Annotated in this window: 18 protein-coding genes and 2 pseudogenes; 15 read left to right on the forward strand and 5 right to left on the reverse strand. The window is 60.9% G+C overall.

All coding sequences use genetic code 11. The annotated features are described in order from the left end of the window. Positions 1–70 precede the first annotated feature (70 nt). The 3 genes from SSPSH_RS09460 (at position 71) to argF (ending at position 2,912) form a co-directional block, all read left to right on the forward strand. Positions 71–679 carry a superoxide dismutase gene (locus SSPSH_RS09460; RefSeq protein ID WP_006914351.1) on the forward strand — a complete coding sequence of 203 codons (609 nt, stop codon included), beginning with the start codon at positions 71–73 and terminating at the stop codon, positions 677–679. Positions 680–804: 125 nt separating this feature from the next. Next, complete coding sequence (locus tag SSPSH_RS09465; protein ID WP_006914350.1) at positions 805–2,010, forward strand: acetylornithine transaminase; 1,206 nt, start codon at positions 805–807, stop codon at positions 2,008–2,010. A gap of 2 nt (positions 2,011–2,012) precedes the next feature. Beyond that, on the forward strand, positions 2,013–2,912 hold the full coding sequence (gene argF, locus SSPSH_RS09470; protein ID WP_006914349.1) for an ornithine carbamoyltransferase: 900 nt from the start codon (positions 2,013–2,015) through the stop codon (positions 2,910–2,912). A gap of 29 nt (positions 2,913–2,941) precedes the next feature. Here argF and egtD read toward each other — a convergent pair whose 3' ends face one another. After that, positions 2,942–3,934, reverse strand: a complete 993-nt coding sequence (gene egtD, locus SSPSH_RS09475) for an L-histidine N(alpha)-methyltransferase (protein ID WP_006914348.1) — start codon at positions 3,932–3,934, stop codon at positions 2,942–2,944. A 90-nt stretch (positions 3,935–4,024) separates the two neighbouring features. Here egtD and SSPSH_RS09480 point away from each other — a divergent pair, with 90 nt between their 5' ends. The 3 genes from SSPSH_RS09480 to nadC all read left to right on the forward strand — a co-directional run bounded on the left by SSPSH_RS09480 (position 4,025) and on the right by nadC (position 6,859). Next, positions 4,025–4,792: a class II glutamine amidotransferase gene (locus SSPSH_RS09480; RefSeq protein ID WP_006914347.1), complete on the forward strand. Its 768-nt coding sequence runs from the start codon at positions 4,025–4,027 to the stop codon at positions 4,790–4,792. Further along, the gene (locus SSPSH_RS09485; protein ID WP_006914346.1) at positions 4,789–5,919 is read left to right on the forward strand and encodes an SUMF1/EgtB/PvdO family nonheme iron enzyme; all 1,131 of its coding nucleotides are present in this window, start codon (positions 4,789–4,791) and stop codon (positions 5,917–5,919) included. Before SSPSH_RS09480 ends, SSPSH_RS09485 begins: the two co-directional genes overlap by 4 nt. A gap of 70 nt (positions 5,920–5,989) precedes the next feature. Further along, a complete protein-coding gene (gene nadC, locus SSPSH_RS09490) occupies positions 5,990–6,859 on the forward strand; it encodes a carboxylating nicotinate-nucleotide diphosphorylase (RefSeq protein WP_006914345.1) in 870 nt (289 codons plus the stop codon). Between the two features lie 91 nt (positions 6,860–6,950). Here nadC and SSPSH_RS09495 read toward each other — a convergent pair whose 3' ends face one another. Continuing rightward, entirely contained in the window at positions 6,951–7,619 is a 669-nt protein-coding gene (locus SSPSH_RS09495; protein WP_006914344.1) for a hypothetical protein, read from the reverse strand. A gap of 58 nt (positions 7,620–7,677) precedes the next feature. Beyond that, positions 7,678–8,841, reverse strand: coding sequence for a cystathionine beta-lyase (gene metC / locus SSPSH_RS09500; RefSeq protein WP_021031642.1), 1,164 nt, complete (start codon positions 8,839–8,841; stop codon positions 7,678–7,680). Between the two features lie 200 nt (positions 8,842–9,041). On the opposite strand from metC, the gene SSPSH_RS09505 reads away from it, so the two are divergent. From SSPSH_RS09505 to SSPSH_RS19195, 9 genes and pseudogenes are all read left to right on the forward strand, one after another. Further along, entirely contained in the window at positions 9,042–9,734 is a 693-nt protein-coding gene (locus SSPSH_RS09505; protein WP_275450708.1) for a glycerophosphodiester phosphodiesterase, read from the forward strand. Positions 9,735–9,860: 126 nt separating this feature from the next. Beyond that, on the forward strand, positions 9,861–9,965 hold the full coding sequence (locus SSPSH_RS19890; protein WP_420852598.1) for a hypothetical protein: 105 nt from the start codon (positions 9,861–9,863) through the stop codon (positions 9,963–9,965). Between the two features lie 187 nt (positions 9,966–10,152). After that, positions 10,153–10,389, forward strand: coding sequence for a hypothetical protein (locus SSPSH_RS09510; protein WP_152522784.1), 237 nt, complete (start codon positions 10,153–10,155; stop codon positions 10,387–10,389). Next, the gene (locus tag SSPSH_RS09515) at positions 10,382–11,059 is read left to right on the forward strand and encodes a hypothetical protein (RefSeq protein WP_006914340.1); all 678 of its coding nucleotides are present in this window, start codon (positions 10,382–10,384) and stop codon (positions 11,057–11,059) included. Before SSPSH_RS09510 ends, SSPSH_RS09515 begins: the two co-directional genes overlap by 8 nt. Before the next feature lie 255 nt (positions 11,060–11,314). After that, positions 11,315–12,268, forward strand: a pseudogene (locus SSPSH_RS19895) (ATP-binding protein); the annotation flags it as partial. Positions 12,269–12,402: 134 nt separating this feature from the next. Next, positions 12,403–13,416 (forward strand): Hpt domain-containing response regulator, encoded by a 1,014-nt coding sequence (locus tag SSPSH_RS17950; RefSeq protein WP_021031646.1) that lies wholly within the window; start codon positions 12,403–12,405, stop codon positions 13,414–13,416. A 117-nt stretch (positions 13,417–13,533) separates the two neighbouring features. Further along, on the forward strand, positions 13,534–14,193 hold the full coding sequence (locus SSPSH_RS19900; RefSeq protein ID WP_006914339.1) for a response regulator: 660 nt from the start codon (positions 13,534–13,536) through the stop codon (positions 14,191–14,193). Further along, positions 14,169–14,264 (forward strand): annotated as a pseudogene (locus SSPSH_RS19770) (hypothetical protein); the annotation flags it as partial. The gene SSPSH_RS19900 and the pseudogene SSPSH_RS19770, both read left to right, overlap by 25 nt. A gap of 24 nt (positions 14,265–14,288) precedes the next feature. Continuing rightward, a complete protein-coding gene (locus tag SSPSH_RS19195; RefSeq protein WP_006914338.1) occupies positions 14,289–14,459 on the forward strand; it encodes a hypothetical protein in 171 nt (56 codons plus the stop codon). Here the strand turns inward: SSPSH_RS19195 and SSPSH_RS09530 are convergent. Then, a complete protein-coding gene (locus tag SSPSH_RS09530; protein ID WP_006914337.1) occupies positions 14,454–15,428 on the reverse strand; it encodes a glutathione S-transferase family protein in 975 nt (324 codons plus the stop codon). The two genes, SSPSH_RS19195 and SSPSH_RS09530, sit on opposite strands and share 6 nt — an antisense overlap. Positions 15,429–15,431: 3 nt before the next feature. Next, the gene (gene sppA, locus SSPSH_RS09535) at positions 15,432–17,309 is read right to left on the reverse strand and encodes a signal peptide peptidase SppA (protein WP_006914336.1); all 1,878 of its coding nucleotides are present in this window, start codon (positions 17,307–17,309) and stop codon (positions 15,432–15,434) included. Between the last annotated feature and the right edge of the window lie 104 nt (positions 17,310–17,413).

Here is a 17,413-nt window from a genome sequence, read left to right on the forward strand (position 1 = left end):
GAAAAATGGCGAGTAAACCCTATATAACTAGTCGGCGTTGATTCACTCATCTCAATACAAGGGATACGTCATGGCATTTGAACTGCCCGATCTACCTTATGACTACGACGCGCTCGAGCCGTATATCGACGGTCGTACGATGGAGATTCACTACGAGAAGCATCACAACGCTTATCTGACCAAGTTCAAGAAGGCTATCGAAGGCACCGAGCTTGAAGATCAGGATCTGGAAACGATCCTGTCGAAAGCCGGCCAGCACGGCCCGGGCGTTCGCAACCAGGGTGGCGGTTTCTACAACCACATCCTGTTCTGGGACAGCATGTCGCCCTCCGGCGGCGGCAAGCCGACCGGCGGCCTGGGTACCGCGATCGATTCCAGCTTCGGCTCCTTCGATTCCTTCAAGGAAGAGTTCACGAACGCGGCCACCGGCCTGTTCGGTTCGGGCTTCGTGTGGTTGGTGCCGCAGGGCAACCAGCTCAAGATCGTGTCCACCCAGAACCAGGACAACCCGATCATGGACGTGGTGTCCGAGTCCGGTAAGCCGGTGATGGGCCTGGACGTCTGGGAGCACGCCTTCTATCTGAAGTACCAGAACCGCAAGCCGGAATACGTGGATGCGTGGTGGAACGTCGTCAACTGGGACGGCATCGCCAAGCGCTACGACGAGCAGGTCGGCTAGAACGATCCGCAGTTTGCGCTAGAATACGGCCCCGTCGCGATGCGGCGGGGTCGTTTTTCGTTTGGGGGATCGGTGTAACGGCTAGCCGGTTTCGGCCGTCGACAACCACCCCATCAGGACGCCCTATGGCCATTTCGCATCTGATTCCGACTTACAAGCGCCAGCCCATCGCATTCGAACGCGGCGAAGGCGCCTGGCTGTTCGATAGCGATGGCAATCGCTATCTCGATGCCTTGTCCGGCATTGCGGTCAATACGCTCGGGCACGCCCATCCGGCGCTGGTCGAGGCGATCGCCGATCAGGCCAAGCGGCTGCTGCACACCTCGAATCTCTACGAGATCGACGTACAGACGCGACTGGCCGACCGGCTCTGCGACATCTCCGGCATGGACGCCGTGTTCTTTGGCAACAGCGGCAGCGAAGCCAACGAAGCCGCAATCAAGCTCGCCCGACTACACGGCCATAATCGCGGCATCGACACGCCGGTGGTCGTGGTGATGGAAGGCTCTTTTCATGGGCGCACCCTGGCCGCGCTCGCCGCCACCGGCAACGCGAGCGCACAAAAGGGCTTCGAGCCGATGCCGGAAGGTTTTTTACGCGTGCCCTATGGCGATTTCGACGCGATTGCCGAACTCACCGACGACAATATCGCAGCCGTTCTAGTCGAGCCGATCCAGGGTGAAGGCGGCGTACGCGTGCCGCCGGCCGACTTTCTCGCCGGCGTGCGCAAGCTCTGCGACGAACGCGACTGGCTGATGATGGTCGACGAAGTTCAAACCGGCGTTGGTCGCAGCGGACATTGGTTCGCGCATCAGGCTGCCGGCATCAAACCCGACGTCATGGGCCTGGCGAAAGGCCTGGGCGGCGGCGTGCCGATCGGTGCCGCATTGGTCGCCGGCAAGGCTACGCCCTTGTTCGGTCCCGGCAGCCACGGTTCGACGTTCGGCGGCAACCCGCTGGCCTGCCGGGCTGCGCTGGCTGTACTCGAAACCATCGAGGCCGACGGATTGCTCGCGCATGTACAAGCCATGGGCGATTCGATTCGCAGCCAGATCGAGGCGCGCGTCGACGGGCTCGACCATGTCAAAGACATACGCGGCGCGGGCTTGATGATCGGCATCGAACTCGCCGAGCCCTGTGCGCATCTCGTGGATGCCGCGCGCGAACAGGGCATTCTGCTCAATGTCACCGCGGGCAATGTCATTCGCCTGCTGCCGCCATTAATTATCGGCCCGGCCGAAGTCGAGCGGCTCGTCGATGGCGTGTGCTATCTCATCGAGAGCGTCGCCGCACCGACAACGAATTCCACTGGTTCCAACAAAGCAAGCTGACCATGACCCTGCGCCACTTTCTCAGCCTGGATGATCTGGGCGCCGACGGCATTCGCCGTGTTATCGACAACGCCATCGCGCTCAAGCAAAAGCCGCTGAAGAAACAGCCTTTCGTGGGCCGTACGCTCGGCATGCTGTTCGAGAAGGCCTCGACACGCACGCGCGTATCGTTCGAGGCCGGCATGACTCAGCTCGGCGGCCATGCAATCTTCCTGTCGCCCGGCGACACCCAGATCGGGCGCGGCGAGCCGGTCGAGGACACCGCCCGTGTGCTTTCGCGCATGGTCGATGTGGTGATGATCCGCAACCACTCGCACGATGTGCTGGAGCGCTTTGCCGCTTATTCCAGCGTGCCGGTGATCAACGGTCTGACCGATCGGCTGCATCCGTGTCAGCTGCTAGCCGATCTGCAGACCTACCAGGAACATCGCGGCGATATCGCCGGCAAAACGGTGGCCTGGATCGGCGATGGCAATAATATGTGCCATTCATATCTGCTGGCGGCGCGCCTACTGGGTTTCGAGCTGCGTATCGCCACGCCCGAAGGCTACGGACCGAACGCGCAGATTCTCAAAACCTGCGGCGAACGCGCCGTGATCTGCGAGGATGCGCCGCAGGCGGCCGATGGCGCCGATCTGGTGGTCACGGACGTGTGGGCGAGCATGGGCGACGAAGCCGACCGAGAAGTGCGTCTCGCCGACTTCGCCAACTTCCAGGTGAACAAGGCACTGATGAGCTGGGCCAAGGACGATGCGCTGTTCATGCACTGCCTGCCCGCGCACCGCGGCGAGGAAGTCAGCGCCGAAGTCATCGACGGGCCGAACAGCGTGGTCTGGGACGAAGCGGAAAACCGCCTGCATGCCCAGAAAGCGCTCTTGCTCGATTTGCTCGACGCAGGCTGACAAACCGCGTCGCACGGGGCCGGGCTTTCCTACGCCCGGCGTGCCAGCACCAGCGAGTAGGCACCGCCCTCGGCCTCGAAGTGGCGATCCATAGCCAGACCTGCCGATTCGAGCAGCGCGGCCAGGGTGTCCGGCGTGAACTTGTGGCTGAACTCGGTCACGATCTCTTCGCCGGCATCGATATCGATCGCGGTGTCCAAGGTTGCCAGCGTCACCCTGTGGGCATGGCCCGCGCCCAGACGCATCTCGATGCGCGCCTTGTCGCGATCGAACAGCGCGCGGTGCCGATAATCGTCGACCGGGAAATCCGCCTCGAGTTCGCGGTTGAGCACGCGTAACACGTTGCGATTGAAATCCGCAGTGACACCTTCGGCGTCGTCGTAAGCGGCTTCAAGTGTGGCCGTGTCCTTGACCCGGTCGACGCCTAGCAGAAGCTGATCGTCGCCGCGCATGAGACCGGCGATCTGCTCGAGCATGGCCCGCGCTTCGCCCGGCTCGAAATTGCCGAGCGTGCCGCCGAGAAACACTATCAGGCGACGGCCATCTTCAGGCAACGGTACATTGGTCAGTCCGCCCGTGTAGTCGCCGATAAGCGCATGGAGCGCGAGCCAGTCGTAGTCGGCGACCAGTTGTGCGCCTGCATCCAGCATCATCTGCGCGCTGACATCGAACGGCCAGTACTGGCACGACTGATCCAGCGCATCGCAGGCGTCGAGCAGATGCCGGGTCTTGCGGGAGCTACCGCTGCCCAGCTCCAGCATATGATCGGGCGCGGCGTGTTCAATGATCTCTTGCCCATGCGCTTCAAGCAGCGCGGCTTCGGTGCGCGAGGGGTAATACTCGGGCGTGGCACAGATAGCCTCGAACAACGCCGAGCCACGGTCGTCGTAAAAATACTTGGGCGACAACCAGCGTGGCCGCGAAAGAAGCCCCGTGCGCACGTCGTCGGCCAGCGAGGCCAGCGGCTGCTCGGGCGCGACTTCGCTACTGGACAGTCGCGCCCCGGTCTGGGTAATGGCCATAGAGCAATCATCCGCATTGCGGATCGTTGGGCGTGTTGATTTTCGAAGGTTATCATCGGGCAGTAATCCTCATATCCCGGACTTATACGGATGTGCCGAATCGCCGGCTTCATCGGCACCGACCCGCTGCCGCTACGTACATTGATATGCGACCCGCCCCACGGACTGAGCCATCAATCCTGGGCGGCCCAGGAAATGGTCAGCGCCACCGTCAATGCCGACGGCTGGGGCGCGGCCTGGTTCGACGACGCCGGAAAGCCGGCCGGCTATCGCCAGATTCTGCCGATCTGGGCGGACGCAAATCTCGATTCCCTGGGGCGCAGCCTGCGCTCACCGGTATGGCTGGCCAATGTCCGCAGTGCCACCGCCGGGTTGGGCACCGACTATGCCAATACCCAACCTTTCTACGATGAGGGGCTGTTATTCACCCATAACGGTTTCATCGATCGTTTCGCACATACGCTGCGTGCCCGGCTGCGCGCACAGGTTGCGCCCGAGATCGAGACCACGATCAACGGCAACACCGACTCCGAATATCTGTTTGCGCTGTTGCGCCAACAAACGGGCCCGCTGACCGAGCGTCTGCGCGCCATAATCGGCCTGATTCGCACATGGCTGGCCGATACGCCCGACGTAAGAGCGCTGCTCAACGTGATCGTAAGCGATGGACAACAGATGGTTGCAGTACGCGCTGCCGTGAATGGCGATGCCCCGTCGATGTATTTCCACCCTGACTGGCACGGCGGCATAGCCATCGGCTCGGAAGCGTTCGACAACCAATCGGGCTGGACATACGTAGCGTCTGACGAAATGATCATTGCAGAACCCGGCGACGCGCCGCGAAGAGAATCGCTATGACCGCCAACCCGCCCTCTCGTATCGCCCAGCTGCGACAGGCGAGTGTCGCCATGCTCGACGGGCTGACGCCTGCGCAGCAGCGCTGCCAGAGTCACCCCGAACTCAGCCCCATGCTCTGGCACGTCGGGCACGTGCTGTTCATGGAGACCTATTGGCTGGCCGAGCGCGTGTTTGGCGATACCTCGGTCACGAACGCCTGGCGCGATCTGTACGTGCCGGAACTCGCGGCCAAGGACGAGCGCAGCGCACGCCTGCCCGAAGCGCCGGATTTGCGCCGGTGGGCGAGTCAGATCGCCGAACAGAACGACGCTAATTGGCAGCACGCGCGCAACGTCGACCATCCGTTGCTTGCAGACGGCTATCTCGCCGCCTTTGTGCGCCAGCACTACGCTCAGCATCTAGAAACCATGCGCTTGGTGCGCACACAGCTGGCGCTGGCCGAATACACACCCGCGCCGACCGCCATCGAAGCCGAGTCGCCCGATACCGTCTTTGAAACGGTGGGCGCGCATGTCGTCGATATCGGTACGGCAACGATCGACGCCTACGACAACGAACAGCCGGTATTCACGGCCTATCCGGAGACGTTTGCCATCGCAGCGCGCTGTGTAACCAACGCGCAGTGGCTCGGGTTCATCGACGCCGGTGGCTACCAGAATGCCGACTGGTGGGATGATGCCGGCTGGGCATGGCGCGAAAGCGCGCAGGTCGAACACCCGCAACACTGGCACGCGCTCGAGAATGGCTGGTTCATACCGACGCCGGAATTCGCTGATATCGCTCAGGCGCCCGTACACGGCATCGGCTGGTATGAAGCCCGCGCCTATGCCCGGTATGCCGGCGCCCGTCTGCCGCGCGAATTGGAATGGGAAGCGGCACGCCGCGCCGGTGTATTGAGCGGCGTCGGACAGGTCTGGGAGTGGTGCGCCGATGCCTTCTACCCCTATCCCGGCTTTTGCGCCTTTCCCTACGACGGCTATTCGATGCCGTGGTTCGATGGCGGCCATTTCGTGGCCCGTGGCGCCAGCCTGCATAGCGAAATCGAAATACGCCGGCCCGGCTTTCGCAATTTCTATCCGCCCACTCATCGACATATCCACGCGGGCTTGCGACTGGCCTATACGTGATCGCCCGAGCGCTCGTTGACACCCTGGAATGACTTATACTGCGCGCCGGTGTTTGCACCCGAGATAAGCCATGCCGGAAAAAGATCTCACCCTGCCGGATGACATCCAGGATGTTGTCGAACGAGCGCTGGCAGAGGATATCGGCGACGGGGATCGCAACGCGGCTCTAGTCGACGAAACCCTACAGGCCAGTGCGCGCGTGGTAGTGCGCGAGAACGCGATTCTATCCGGCGCGCCCTGGTTCGAACGCAGCTTCAAAGCCCTGGATGAGCGGGTACAGATCGAGTGGCTTTCGAACGACGGCGAACGCATCCGTTCCAATACCACCGTCTGCGAAATTCGCGGGCCCGTACGGGCACTACTCACCGGCGAGCGCACGGCTTTGAATTTCCTGCAGCTACTCTCGGGCGTTGCAACATCCACCTTCGAGTTCGTCGAACGGGTCAAGGGCACGAATACGCAGATCATCGATACGCGCAAGACCCTACCCGGTCTGCGTAGCGCGCAGCGCTATGCCGTGCGCTGCGGCGGCGGCATGAACCATCGCTTCGGACTATTCGACGCGATACTGATCAAGGAAAACCACATCATGGCGGCCGGTTCGATCGAAACCGCCGTTAGCCGAGCGCGCGACAGCGCCGCCGGCCAGTTCGTTCAGGTCGAGATCGAGACACTGGAAGAACTCGAACAGGCCCTGGAAGCGGGCTGCGACGGGGTATTACTCGACAACCTCGCCAGTCATGTACTCGCCCGTGCGGTCAATATGGCCGATGCGCATCGGCGCCGCTTTCGGCGCGATATCGTCATCGAAGCTTCGGGCGATATCAATCTGCGCAACGTGCGCGAGATCGCCGATACCGGCGTCGACCGCATTTCGATCGGCGGCCTGACCAAGCACCTCCGGGCCACCGATTTTTCCATGCGCATGCACACTGACTGAACACTTCGGCGTTGGGGGCCGAGGCCGGCCACAAGCCGCCCTCGCCCCTTAGGTCGAAAAAAGACAGCGCCCTGCGCTGCCTTTTCACGGGTCAGAAGCGGTAGTCCACGCCCAACATGACGACCGGATACAGGGGCAGCTTGTCCAGGTCTTCCCGAATGCCGTCCTGTTCTTCTTCAACCGCATCGCGCACGACCGGGTTGGTACTCGACGCGCCGCGCAGTTCAACGTTCACGTCGGGATCGCCCAGATAGAACACGCCGATATCGGCACTGAAGCCCAAGCCGCCCTCGGCACTGGGCGACTTGCCCCAACCGATACCCACATAGGGCGAGACCGAATCGTAGCGCGCCGTCGCGTCCAGCCGGTCGCCGCGCACGAGAATGCCTTCGTTGTCGCCTAGATCACAGGCCAGCTGCTCACAGGTCGCGCTGCCGTCGATCTTGTCATCGTTGAGCATGACGCCGCCAGTGAGGCGGAATACCCCACCGAAGGGGTGGTAGTCGACCAGCAACGCACCGTGCAACAAATCGACGTTGCCGCTGTATTCGAGATCGCTGCCGCCATCGGCATCGAAATCCACGTCGGCGCTGGCGCCGGCAACCATCACACGTGTCTGGACACGCTCAGTCCATGCATAAGAAACCTGCCCGCCCACCCCGAGCGTGCCGGCCACGGCACCGACGCCCACATTGCCGGCCTGGGCACCGCAAGCCATCCCCACGAGGCCAGCCGCTGCCAGCCACTGTATTTTCTTCATCGAATCGCCCTCGTGTATCCGCGCTGCCGACTGCGGCGCGTGTCTGGGGCGATATCGGCTAAGCGCGCAGTCTCTTTAAACCGGCGGCAAGGTCGTCGATCAGATCGTCCACCGCTTCGAGGCCGGCATGAATACGCAATGTCGGCCCGTCGTGTTCCCAGCGTGTCGCGGTTCGGCTGCGATTCGGGTCGACCGAAAGGATCAGGCTTTCATAGCCGCCCCAGGAAAACCCCATGCCGAACAGTTCGAGATGATCGAGCATAGCCGCCAGGCGATCGCGTGCGACCGGTTCCAGCACGATCGAAAACAGACCGCTGGAACCCGTGAAATCGCGGGCAAACAGCGCATGCTGCGGGTGATCGGCACGCGCCGGATGAATCACGCGCGCAACTTCAGGCTGCTCGGCCAGCCAGTCCGCCAGCGCGATGGCATTGGCTTGATGCGTCGGCAAGCGCTGACCGAGCGTGCGCAGGCCGCGCAGACCCAGATAGATATCATCCGGGCCGGCGCAATAGCCCATGCCGGCGGCCGTTTTGCGCACGTTCATATAGTGCGTTTCGTTACAGTTGATCACGCCAAGCATGGCGTCCGCATGGCCGACCAAATACTTGGTCGCCGCATGGATCGAGATATCGACGCCGTGCTCAAACGCATTGAAATACAGCGGTGTCGCCCAGGTGTTGTCGGCCATTACCGTGGCATCGTGGCGATGCGCTGCGTCGGCCAGTGCCGGGATATCGCTGATTTCGAAGGTCAAGGAGCCCGGCGCTTCTACGAACAACATGCGCGTAGCGTCGGTGATGCGCGCTTCCAACGCCTCGGCGGAGATCGTCGGATCGAAGTACTCGGTCGTCACACCCAAGCGCTTGAGCAGTCCGTCGCAGAGTTTGCGCGTCGGCCCATAGACATTGTCGGTGACCAGAAAATGTGCGCCTTGCTCAGCTTCGCTCATCAAGGCCGCGGTGATCGCCGCCAATCCGGAGCAGGTAGTCACTGCGCCGAACGCGCCTTCCATCTCGGCCACCGCATCTTCAAACGCAAACTGTACCGGCGTGCCGTTGCGGCCGTAGTAAACGCCTTCGAACGGGTTCGCCGCTGCGCGCTCAAGCGCGTCCAGCGATTCGAACAACACCGTAGAAGCATGGTAGACGGGCGGGTTGACCATGCCCTGCTGAGCAGCCGGATTACGTCCAGCGTGAACAAGTCGGGTAGCGGTTTTCATGCGTAGCTCGGTTTTTTTGTGTTCGCCGATACGGCCCGGGCGGGATCGGGCGCTCTATACTCGCTCGAACCCTTCGGTTTGAATCATCGCGCGCCGTGAATCGACATCTTGAATCTGTATTGTCCCATACCGCCGAGGCTATTCTTGCGCGGCTGCCCCACCCGTCGCCCGGCCACCGTGCACTGGCCAATGCCCGTATTGTGTCTCACCGCGGGGAGCGCGACGGGCGACACGTGCAAGAAAACACGTTCGCCGCGTTCGACCCGGTCATCGCTGCCGGCGTAGCCGGCATTGAATTCGACGTGCGCTATACCCGCGATGACGAACCGGTCGTCGTTCACGATGCCGACTTGAAACGTGTTTTTGGTTTAAGCGATGTCATCGCCGATACCCCTTGGCAGACCTTGCGCCGCCGGGCACCGCAAGTGCCTCATTTGCGTAGCTTCCTCGAGCGCTATGCATCGCATGCGCATCTGATGCTCGAAATCAAAACCCGCGGCTCGCATCACGCAGAACGGCGTCTGGTCGACTTGTTGTCGGGTCTGACCCCGCGACGCGACTTTCATGTGCTGTCGCTGGATACGAACCTATTCGATGCCATCTCGGAACTGCCGGCGAACTGTCGGTTACCGGTAGCCAAGTTCAATCTGAATCAGTTGTACAGTTGGACATTAGCCCATGAATGTGCGGGCCTGGCCGGACCGTTTGCGTTGTTGCGATCGCGCCATATTCAGGCACTGGACGAAAAACGAACGCTGGTCGGCAGCGGCTTCATCCAAAGCCCCGCGATGTGCCTGCGCGAAATAGCACGCGGGGTGAACTGGGTATTCTCCAACCATGCGGTGCGCCTGCAACGGGGGCTTGATCGCGCACGCGAACGCGCCAAGCCGTAGGTCATGACTCGTTGCGTCATGACCGACCGAAATAGCCTACCCCCGCCCCACCACCACGAATTCTGTTAGTCGGGCCTATTGCCCATGCTTTGCTAGGGATATAGCGCCAAGGTCCATCAGCCCATAATGGTTTGCAATCTATGGCCACACGCATACAAATCGAAATACGAGCGCCTCAGACGTCGTTTTGCGTCGAGAAATATTTTTATAAACAAGATTATTATCGATTAATTATTTTAAGCATTATTTTTTAATTTATCTGAAATTATCACCCCTGCATACCCATTCTATCTCCATCCCAAGAGGCTGTGTAGACGCTATTTTGTTCTCAAAACTAGTTTCTCCCCGGCAAAAAACTCGTTGGCGAACTTTCCAATCGCGCACTAGGAACAGATGCATTTTGGGGTGGGTATTTGGCGTGAAATCGCCTGTTATAACGTTTGTCGTGCTCTTGCTGTTCTTCGTTTTGCTCATCGGGGGCGCCGGCTACATTTACGTGGCCAGCCAGATGAGCGCCGAGATGGGCTATCTGAAAAATCAACAAAGGGAAGCGCTTTCGACAAGCTCGGAGCGCGTGGTCGAACGCTTACGGGACGCGCTCGATGACATTCTGCTCTTGCGTGAACAGATGCGTATAACCGGTTTGCTTGCGTGACTCGGCCACGACCCGGGATAGCGTCGCCCGCCAGTTCGCGGCCTATATAAAAACCCATCGAACCGTGCGCCAGATTCGCTGGATCACCCCCGACGGTATGGAACAAATCCGCGTCGAAAGGGACGGTGATGCACCGGTCCAGCGCACCGGCAACGCGCTCCAGGACAAATCGGCTCAACCCTATGTTCAGGAAGCGCTCAGCCTGGATTCGAACGACCTCTATGTCTCACCCATGGAGTTGAACATAGAAAACGGCCGTATCGAAACGCCCCACAAACCCGTGATGCGCTTTGCCCTTGGGCTGCATGATATTCAAGACCGGCCCTTGCGGCTTCTGGTCGTGAACTTCCTAGCGGCACACTGGCTGGACGCTTTCCACGACTCACCGCTCAATATGGCGGGTGAGCTGATGCTGTTCAATCAACGGGGCTACTGGTTGATCGGCCCGAGCGAGCGCGACGAGTGGGGCTTTGCGCTCGGTCACGATGCCACGGTCGCCCGCCAATACCCGTTCGGGTGGCAGGCGATTCGTGAACACGATAACGGCAGTGCCGTTACCGCCGGCGGGCTTTGGTCCTGGCGCACCATCGACCCACTCGCGGTGGTGTGTAAGGGTGCAAGCGAGCTTCACGAGTCCAGTACTGTGAGAATACTCAGTCGCGACGATTAGCTATGGCATGCCATAGCCTATCTTCCTCGCGCTCGTTTTGAAGCGATTCGGCAACAAATCGTATGGAAGCAGGCCGCGCCGCTCATGCTTGCCATGCTACTTCTAGCCCTGTTGGTTGCCTTGGCGGTATCGCGCTATCAAGCCACCATCGCCCGGCTCAACAGATCTCTCGATCACCGCGCCGCCCTCGCGGAATCGGCAAACCGCGCGAAGACGGCTTTCGTCGCGAACATGAGTCACGAAATCCGCACGCCCATGAACGCGATTGCCGGGTTAACCCATTTGATCGAGCGCCACGCGCCTGACGACAATCTGCGCCAACTCGCACTGAAGATGAAGCGCGCGAGCGCGTCGCTGCAGAATCTGATCAACGACATCCTCGATTTTTCCAAGATCGAGGCTGGCCGGGTCGAGCTCGAACACGAGCGTTTCTCTGTCGTGGACATACTCGACAATGTCGCCACGATCATGACCCTCAATATTGGCGATAAGCCCCGGGAGTTGGCGATCACGCCACCGAATCCGCCTGTTGATCCGCTACGCGGCGACGGCTTGCGTCTTGAGCAGGTGCTCATCAATCTCGCCAGCAACGCTATCAAGTTCACCAAGCAAGGATACGTCAGCGTACGTATCACGCCCCTCGAAATCGAGGACGACTACACGACGCTTCGATTTACGGTTCGCGACAGCGGTATCGGGATTGCCCCGGCGCAGCAGGCAGAAATCTTTGCCGAATTCACACAGGCGGATACCTCGACGACACGCCGTTTCGGCGGAACCGGGCTGGGGCTCGCGATCTCGCGCCATCTGGTCGGGCTTATGGGCGGCTCGCTGAACGTGGAAAGCGCGCCCGGCTGGGGCAGCGAATTCTGGTTCGAACTCGTGCTTGCCCGCGCGCCGTCAACTGAACGACGTTTGACGGGCGATCTCGACGTGCTGGTCGTCGACGACAACGAGCTCGCGCTCGAAGCACTGACACATACCGTATCGAGCCTCGGCTTTACTGCCACAACATTCCCGTCGGGCGCCGACTTGCTCGCCCGTCTCGACGCCGACGATGCCAACGCGCCGGTGCGAAAACGCGCGATACGTCTCGACTGGCATATGCCGGAGATGGACGGCGTCGCCGTACTGAAAAAACTCGATGAACGATATGCGCGCGATGACGAGCGGCGCCCGACCGTCGTGATGATAACAGCAGCCGCACGGGCTGACCTGATCGCGATGCCAGCGACCGAGATGGCCGACGCGGTACTGGCAAACCGATTACGCCATCGTCGCTCTACGATGCGCTGGCACCGTCGCTGGGCGTCGAGACCCGTACGAAGCGCAGAACCCAAAGCGTGGACACGCTCACCGGCGTACGAATCCTCGTGGTCGACGATAGCGACATCAACCGGGAGGTCGCACAACGCCTGCTCACGGAGGAAGGCGCTGTGGTATCGCTGGCCGAACATGGCGAAAAGGCGGTCAACTGGGTCGCGCGGTTTCGGGACGAGGTCGACATCGTGCTCATGGATGTGCAGATGCCGCATATGGACGGTATCGAGGCGACTCGCCAGATTCACGCACTTGAGGGCTGCGCCGAACTGCCGGTTATCGCGGTCACGGCAGATGCGTTCGTGGCGCGCGACGAACATGCGCCCGCGGCAGAGTTCGCCGAATACCTGGCCAAACCGCTCGATCCGGACGAGCTCTTCAGGGTGGTCAATCGGTGGACCAACGAGAGGCCTTCGATCACGCAAGTTTCCCGGCCAAAGCCGGATCGCAATCCCCAAAGCGCCCTCCCCGGGCTCGATGTGGAAAGCGGGCTCAAGACTTGGCGCGATAGCGCGGTTTATCGTCAATACCTGGTTCGGTTCGCACGCGAGCACGGCAACGCCGCACGCCAGATTCATCAGGCATCCGATATCGCCCAGGTTCGGGAGCGCGCCCACAAAATCAAGGGCGTCGCTGCCAATCTTGCATTGCCCGACGTTGCAGAGGCCGCCAGTCGAATCGAGGCCGAAGCCGCCAACGACAGCCTGCGTGCCCGAAACCTGCGCGAGCTCGCCCGCGCATTGCGGCGAGCGCTACGGTCGATCGAGCTTTATACAAAGACCAGCCCCCGCGAAAGACAGCCACAGCCCGACGCGGATCCGCAGCGGCTGGAGCCGTTACTGCGCGAGGCATACAGCGCGTTCGATTCCGACGACCCAAGTGAAGTGGAACCGGTACTGCAGCGGCTACGGGGGCGTCTGTCGCCGGAAACACTCGAGCCACTCACGCTCGCCCTGGAAGACTTCGACTTTGCCACCGGGCGGCAAAGAACCATAGCAATGGCAGGTGATCTGGGCATCGCGATAGAGGACGATTGAAGCCGATGCAACCTATTCTCATTGTCGACGATCAGCCCGAAAATCTGGCGGCGTTACGCCGGATTCTCAGCGACGAGCGCCGATTGATCTTCGCGCGGCGGCGAGCAAGCGCTGGCAATGGTAAAAAAACACAAGCCGGCCCTGGTCCTGCTCGACATCCAGATGCCGGGCATGAACGGTTATGACGTCTGCCGGTCGCTGAAAAGCGATCCGGAGACCGCGAACATTCCCGTGATCTTCGCGACGAGCATGGCGGATGTGGGCAACGAGGCCCAAGGCTTTGCCGTGGGGGTCGTCGACTACATCATCAAACCGCTGTCGCCCCCGATCGTACTGGCCCGTGTACGCACCCACCTGTCGCTCGTGCAGGCAACGCGTCTCGACCAGAGCTACCGTGATGCACTGCACATGCTCGGCCACGCCGGCCACTACAACGATACCGATACGGGCGTACATATCTGGCGCATGGCGTATTATGCGACGGAGCTGGCCCGAGCCTATGGCCTGGATGCCGACCAGATACATCTAATCGAAACCGCCTCCCCGTTACACGACACCGGCAAGATCGGCATCCCCGACTCGCTGCTGCGCAAACCGGGAAAACTCACCCGTGAAGAGTGGCGAATCATCCAGCCCCATACCCGGATCGGCTACGACATCCTCGCGAAAAGTCATGCACCGGGCTTCAAGGTCGCCGCAGAATCGCGCTGCATCATCACGAGAAATGGGATGGAAACGGCTACCCCGATGGACTGGCCGGCGAGCAGATTTCAGTAGCCTCCCGACTCACCGCAATCGCCGACGTATTCGATGCACTGACCGTCACCCGATCCTACAAGGAGGCCTGGCCCGTCGACCGCGCGCACGAAACGATGCTGCGTGAAGCCGGCAAGCATTTCGATCCCGACATGATCACCGTCTTCGATTCGATTTTCGATCGCATTCTCGAGATCAAGGCCGAATGCGACACCTGGGAGGCCAAGTGCGACTCCGCGTTCGTCGAAGATATTCGGTTCGTCCCGCTTTCCGACCTGGACTTATAGTGTCGGGCTCAGCGCGGCGCGCCCGTGCGGCGCATACAAATCGAGCTCCGGCCCGACTGGCACGATACCGGTCGGGTTGATGGTCGGGTGACTACGGTAATAGTGTTGCTTGATATGGTCGAAGTTGGTGGTTTCGGCGATACCCGGCACCTGGTACAGCTCGCGCAAATAGCCCGAAAGATTCGGATAGTCCGCGATGCGGCGCAGGTTACACTTGAAATGGCCAACGTACACCGCGTCGAAACGGACTAGCGTGACAAACAGCCGCCAATCGGCTTCCGTGATTCGGCTGCCCGCGACATAGCGCTGTTCGGCCAAACGTGCGTCAAGCCAGTCGAGGGTTGCAAACAGCTGTTCGAAAGCCTGTTCGTACGCATCCTGCGTGGTGGCAAACCCAGCCTTGTACACGCCGTTGTTCACATCGTGATAGACGCGTTCGTTAACGGCATCAATCTCGTCGCGCAACTCGCTCGGGTAATAGTCGCGTTCGGGATGCGTCGCGACCGAGTCAAAGGCGCTATTGAACATGCGCACGATATCCGCGGATTCGTTCGACACGATGGTTTCATATTGGCGATCCCATAGCGTCGGCGTGGTCACACGTCCGGTATAACCGCTGGCCGCCTTCTGATACAGCTCGAACAGATGATCGAGCCCATAGAGCGGATCCCGGATCGTGCCCGGCGCATCAGAAAAGCTCCATCCCCACTCGCCCATGTACGGATCGACGATCGATACATCGATCGCCGATTCGAGGCCTTTCAACTTTCGCAGGATCAGCGTGCGATGCGCCCACGGGCAGGCCAGCGAGACGTAGAGGTGATAGCGTCCCGCTTCGGCGGTAAAACGCGAGTCCGGATCGGCGCTTACCCAGTCGCGAAAGCCGGCCGATTCACGCACGAACTTACCGCCCGTGGAATCGGTGTCATACCACTGGTCTTTCCATTGGCCATCGACGAGCAATCCCATGAGTCACTCCACGCGTTTTTGAGGTATAGAGGCTTGCGACACCGATTGCGCCTCGCCGTCGAGCGCACAGAAACAATGTGCATACAGATGTCGCGGATCATTGAGACCTGTACGCAGCCAATCAAGTGCCGGTGCATCAGTCACCTCGGACAACCAGGCGGGCACGACCGCCGATTGCACGTTCGAACTCAGAAATTCGCGGATCGCTGCACGCCAGTCCGCCGGTGGCTGCATCGGTTGCAGCGTGTAGTCATCGACGCCAAGCCCCGCGAGCTTCGCAGTGGCCTGTTCGGCGTCGAGATACCCGCCCAGCTGGTCGACCAGCCCGATACGCTCGGCATCGATACCGCTCCAGACCCGACCCTGCGCAATCTTGCGCACGGCGTCTTCCTGCATGTCACGGGCATTCGCGACGCGTGACACAAACTGGTCGTAGCCGTGCTCCACGCCGGCCTGCAACATCGCCTTGACCGGTTCGGACAGTGGCTGGTCGAGACGAAGCGCGCCCGACAGCGGCGTGGTGCCGATACCGTCGGTATGAATGCCCAGCTCGTTAAGCGGTTTGGCAAACGTCGGTACGATGCCAAATATGCCGATGGAACCGGTGATCGTGGCCGGCTCGGCCCATATCTGGTCGGCGTTCATGGAAATCCAGTAGCCGCCCGACGCCGCCACCCCGGCCATCGAAACGACTACCGGTTTGCCCGCATCGCGGGTCAGTTCCACTTCGCGGCGAATGCGCTCGGAGGCTGTTACTGAGCCACCGGGCGAATTCACACGCAGCAACAGCGCGGCCACATGATCGTCGCGACGTGCATCGGCGATCATGCGGGCAACCGTATCGCCGCCGGCCGAACCCGGCACGCTTTCGCCATCGACAATGCCGCCTTCGACCACGACTACCGCGATACGGCTTTCGGTCGCTGGCGCGGTCTGTTCCGCATCGGTTGCATTCAGATAATCGACATAGTGAATCTGACGGAAACTGCCATGGGTTTCATCCGTGCCGACCTGATCGCTCACCGCGGCTCGAATATCCGACAGCGGCGCCACATCGTCGACCAGACCGGCATCGCGGGCCACGGCCGCGGCATCGCCGCCGGCGCGCACGAGCGCGTCCGCGTACGTCTCGGTATAGCGGTTGATATCGTCAGCGGCGAAATCACGATCGGCACTGACTTCGTCCCGATAAGTCTGCCAAAGCGAATTCATCCAGGACTGGTTCGCGGCACGCGCCTGAGGCGACATGTCGTTGCGGGTATACGGCTCAACATAGGACTTGTATTCACCCACGCGAAACACGTTGATCTCCACGCCGAGCTTATCGATCGCGTCCTTGTAGTAGTTGCGATACACACCGTAGCCGGGAAGCAGCACGTAGCCCAGCGGATCCATATGGATGGTGTCGGCATGGCTTGCCAGTGCGTACTGGGCCTGATCGTAAGACGGCGCCCAGGCGTATACCGGTTTGCCGGAGCGCTTGAAGCGGTCTATCGCGGCGACCAGATCCTGTAGCTGCCCAGGCTGAGCACCGCCCAGTTCATCGAGCTTGAGAAAAGCGAGCTTGATGCGGCCATCGTCGGCGGCACGATCCAGCGACTCGATCAGATCACGCACAACCGACTGCGGCTGCGGCTGTGAAACCACGGCGCCTACGAGCGAGCCGACACCGTGGTTGCGCTGTTCGACCAGATCGCCGCTCGGCGCCCAGACCAGCGCCGTGTCTTGCTCTACCGTCACGTTGGGCGTGCTGAAAAACGCGAAATACACGCCCACCGGGATCAGGACCAGTGTCAGGATTAGCAGTAACGCATAGAACAGCAGAATCGTGCGCCAGATGCCACGAAAAAGACGACGAATGAGCGAGGGTTTCTTGGCCACAACAACTCCGGAGGATCAGCCCGAAGATCTGTCAACGGTCCGATCGATGAACGACAATGCTGGATGCAAACGCGCGCGACGCGTGGCAGTGTAGCCGCTCGCAT

Origin of the sequence: Salinisphaera shabanensis E1L3A (assembly GCF_000215955.2) — a bacterium.
Lineage (GTDB): Bacteria > Pseudomonadota > Gammaproteobacteria > Nevskiales > Salinisphaeraceae > Salinisphaera > Salinisphaera shabanensis.

Bases quoted from the DNA above. Each gene is read 5' to 3' on its own strand.
- SSPSH_RS09495 (WP_006914344.1), bottom strand. From the start codon at position 7,619: ATGAAGAAAATACAGTGGCTGGCAGCGGCTGGCCTCGTGGGGATGGCT.
- nadC (WP_006914345.1), top strand. From the start codon at position 5,990: ATGCCGGAAAAAGATCTCACCCTGCCGGATGACATCCAGGATGTTGTC.
- SSPSH_RS09530 (WP_006914337.1), bottom strand. From the start codon at position 15,428: ATGGGATTGCTCGTCGATGGCCAATGGAAAGACCAGTGGTATGACACC.
- SSPSH_RS09460 (WP_006914351.1), top strand. From the start codon at position 71: ATGGCATTTGAACTGCCCGATCTACCTTATGACTACGACGCGCTCGAG.
- SSPSH_RS19890 (WP_420852598.1), top strand. From the start codon at position 9,861: ATGGTTTGCAATCTATGGCCACACGCATACAAATCGAAATACGAGCGC.
- SSPSH_RS19900 (WP_006914339.1), top strand. From the start codon at position 13,534: ATGGTAAAAAAACACAAGCCGGCCCTGGTCCTGCTCGACATCCAGATG.
- egtD (WP_006914348.1), bottom strand. From the start codon at position 3,934: ATGGCCATTACCCAGACCGGGGCGCGACTGTCCAGTAGCGAAGTCGCG.
- SSPSH_RS19195 (WP_006914338.1), top strand. From the start codon at position 14,289: ATGCTGCGTGAAGCCGGCAAGCATTTCGATCCCGACATGATCACCGTC.
- argF (WP_006914349.1), top strand. From the start codon at position 2,013: ATGACCCTGCGCCACTTTCTCAGCCTGGATGATCTGGGCGCCGACGGC.
- metC (WP_021031642.1), bottom strand. From the start codon at position 8,841: ATGAAAACCGCTACCCGACTTGTTCACGCTGGACGTAATCCGGCTGCT.
- SSPSH_RS09485 (WP_006914346.1), top strand. From the start codon at position 4,789: ATGACCGCCAACCCGCCCTCTCGTATCGCCCAGCTGCGACAGGCGAGT.
- SSPSH_RS09480 (WP_006914347.1), top strand. From the start codon at position 4,025: ATGTGCCGAATCGCCGGCTTCATCGGCACCGACCCGCTGCCGCTACGT.
- SSPSH_RS09465 (WP_006914350.1), top strand. From the start codon at position 805: ATGGCCATTTCGCATCTGATTCCGACTTACAAGCGCCAGCCCATCGCA.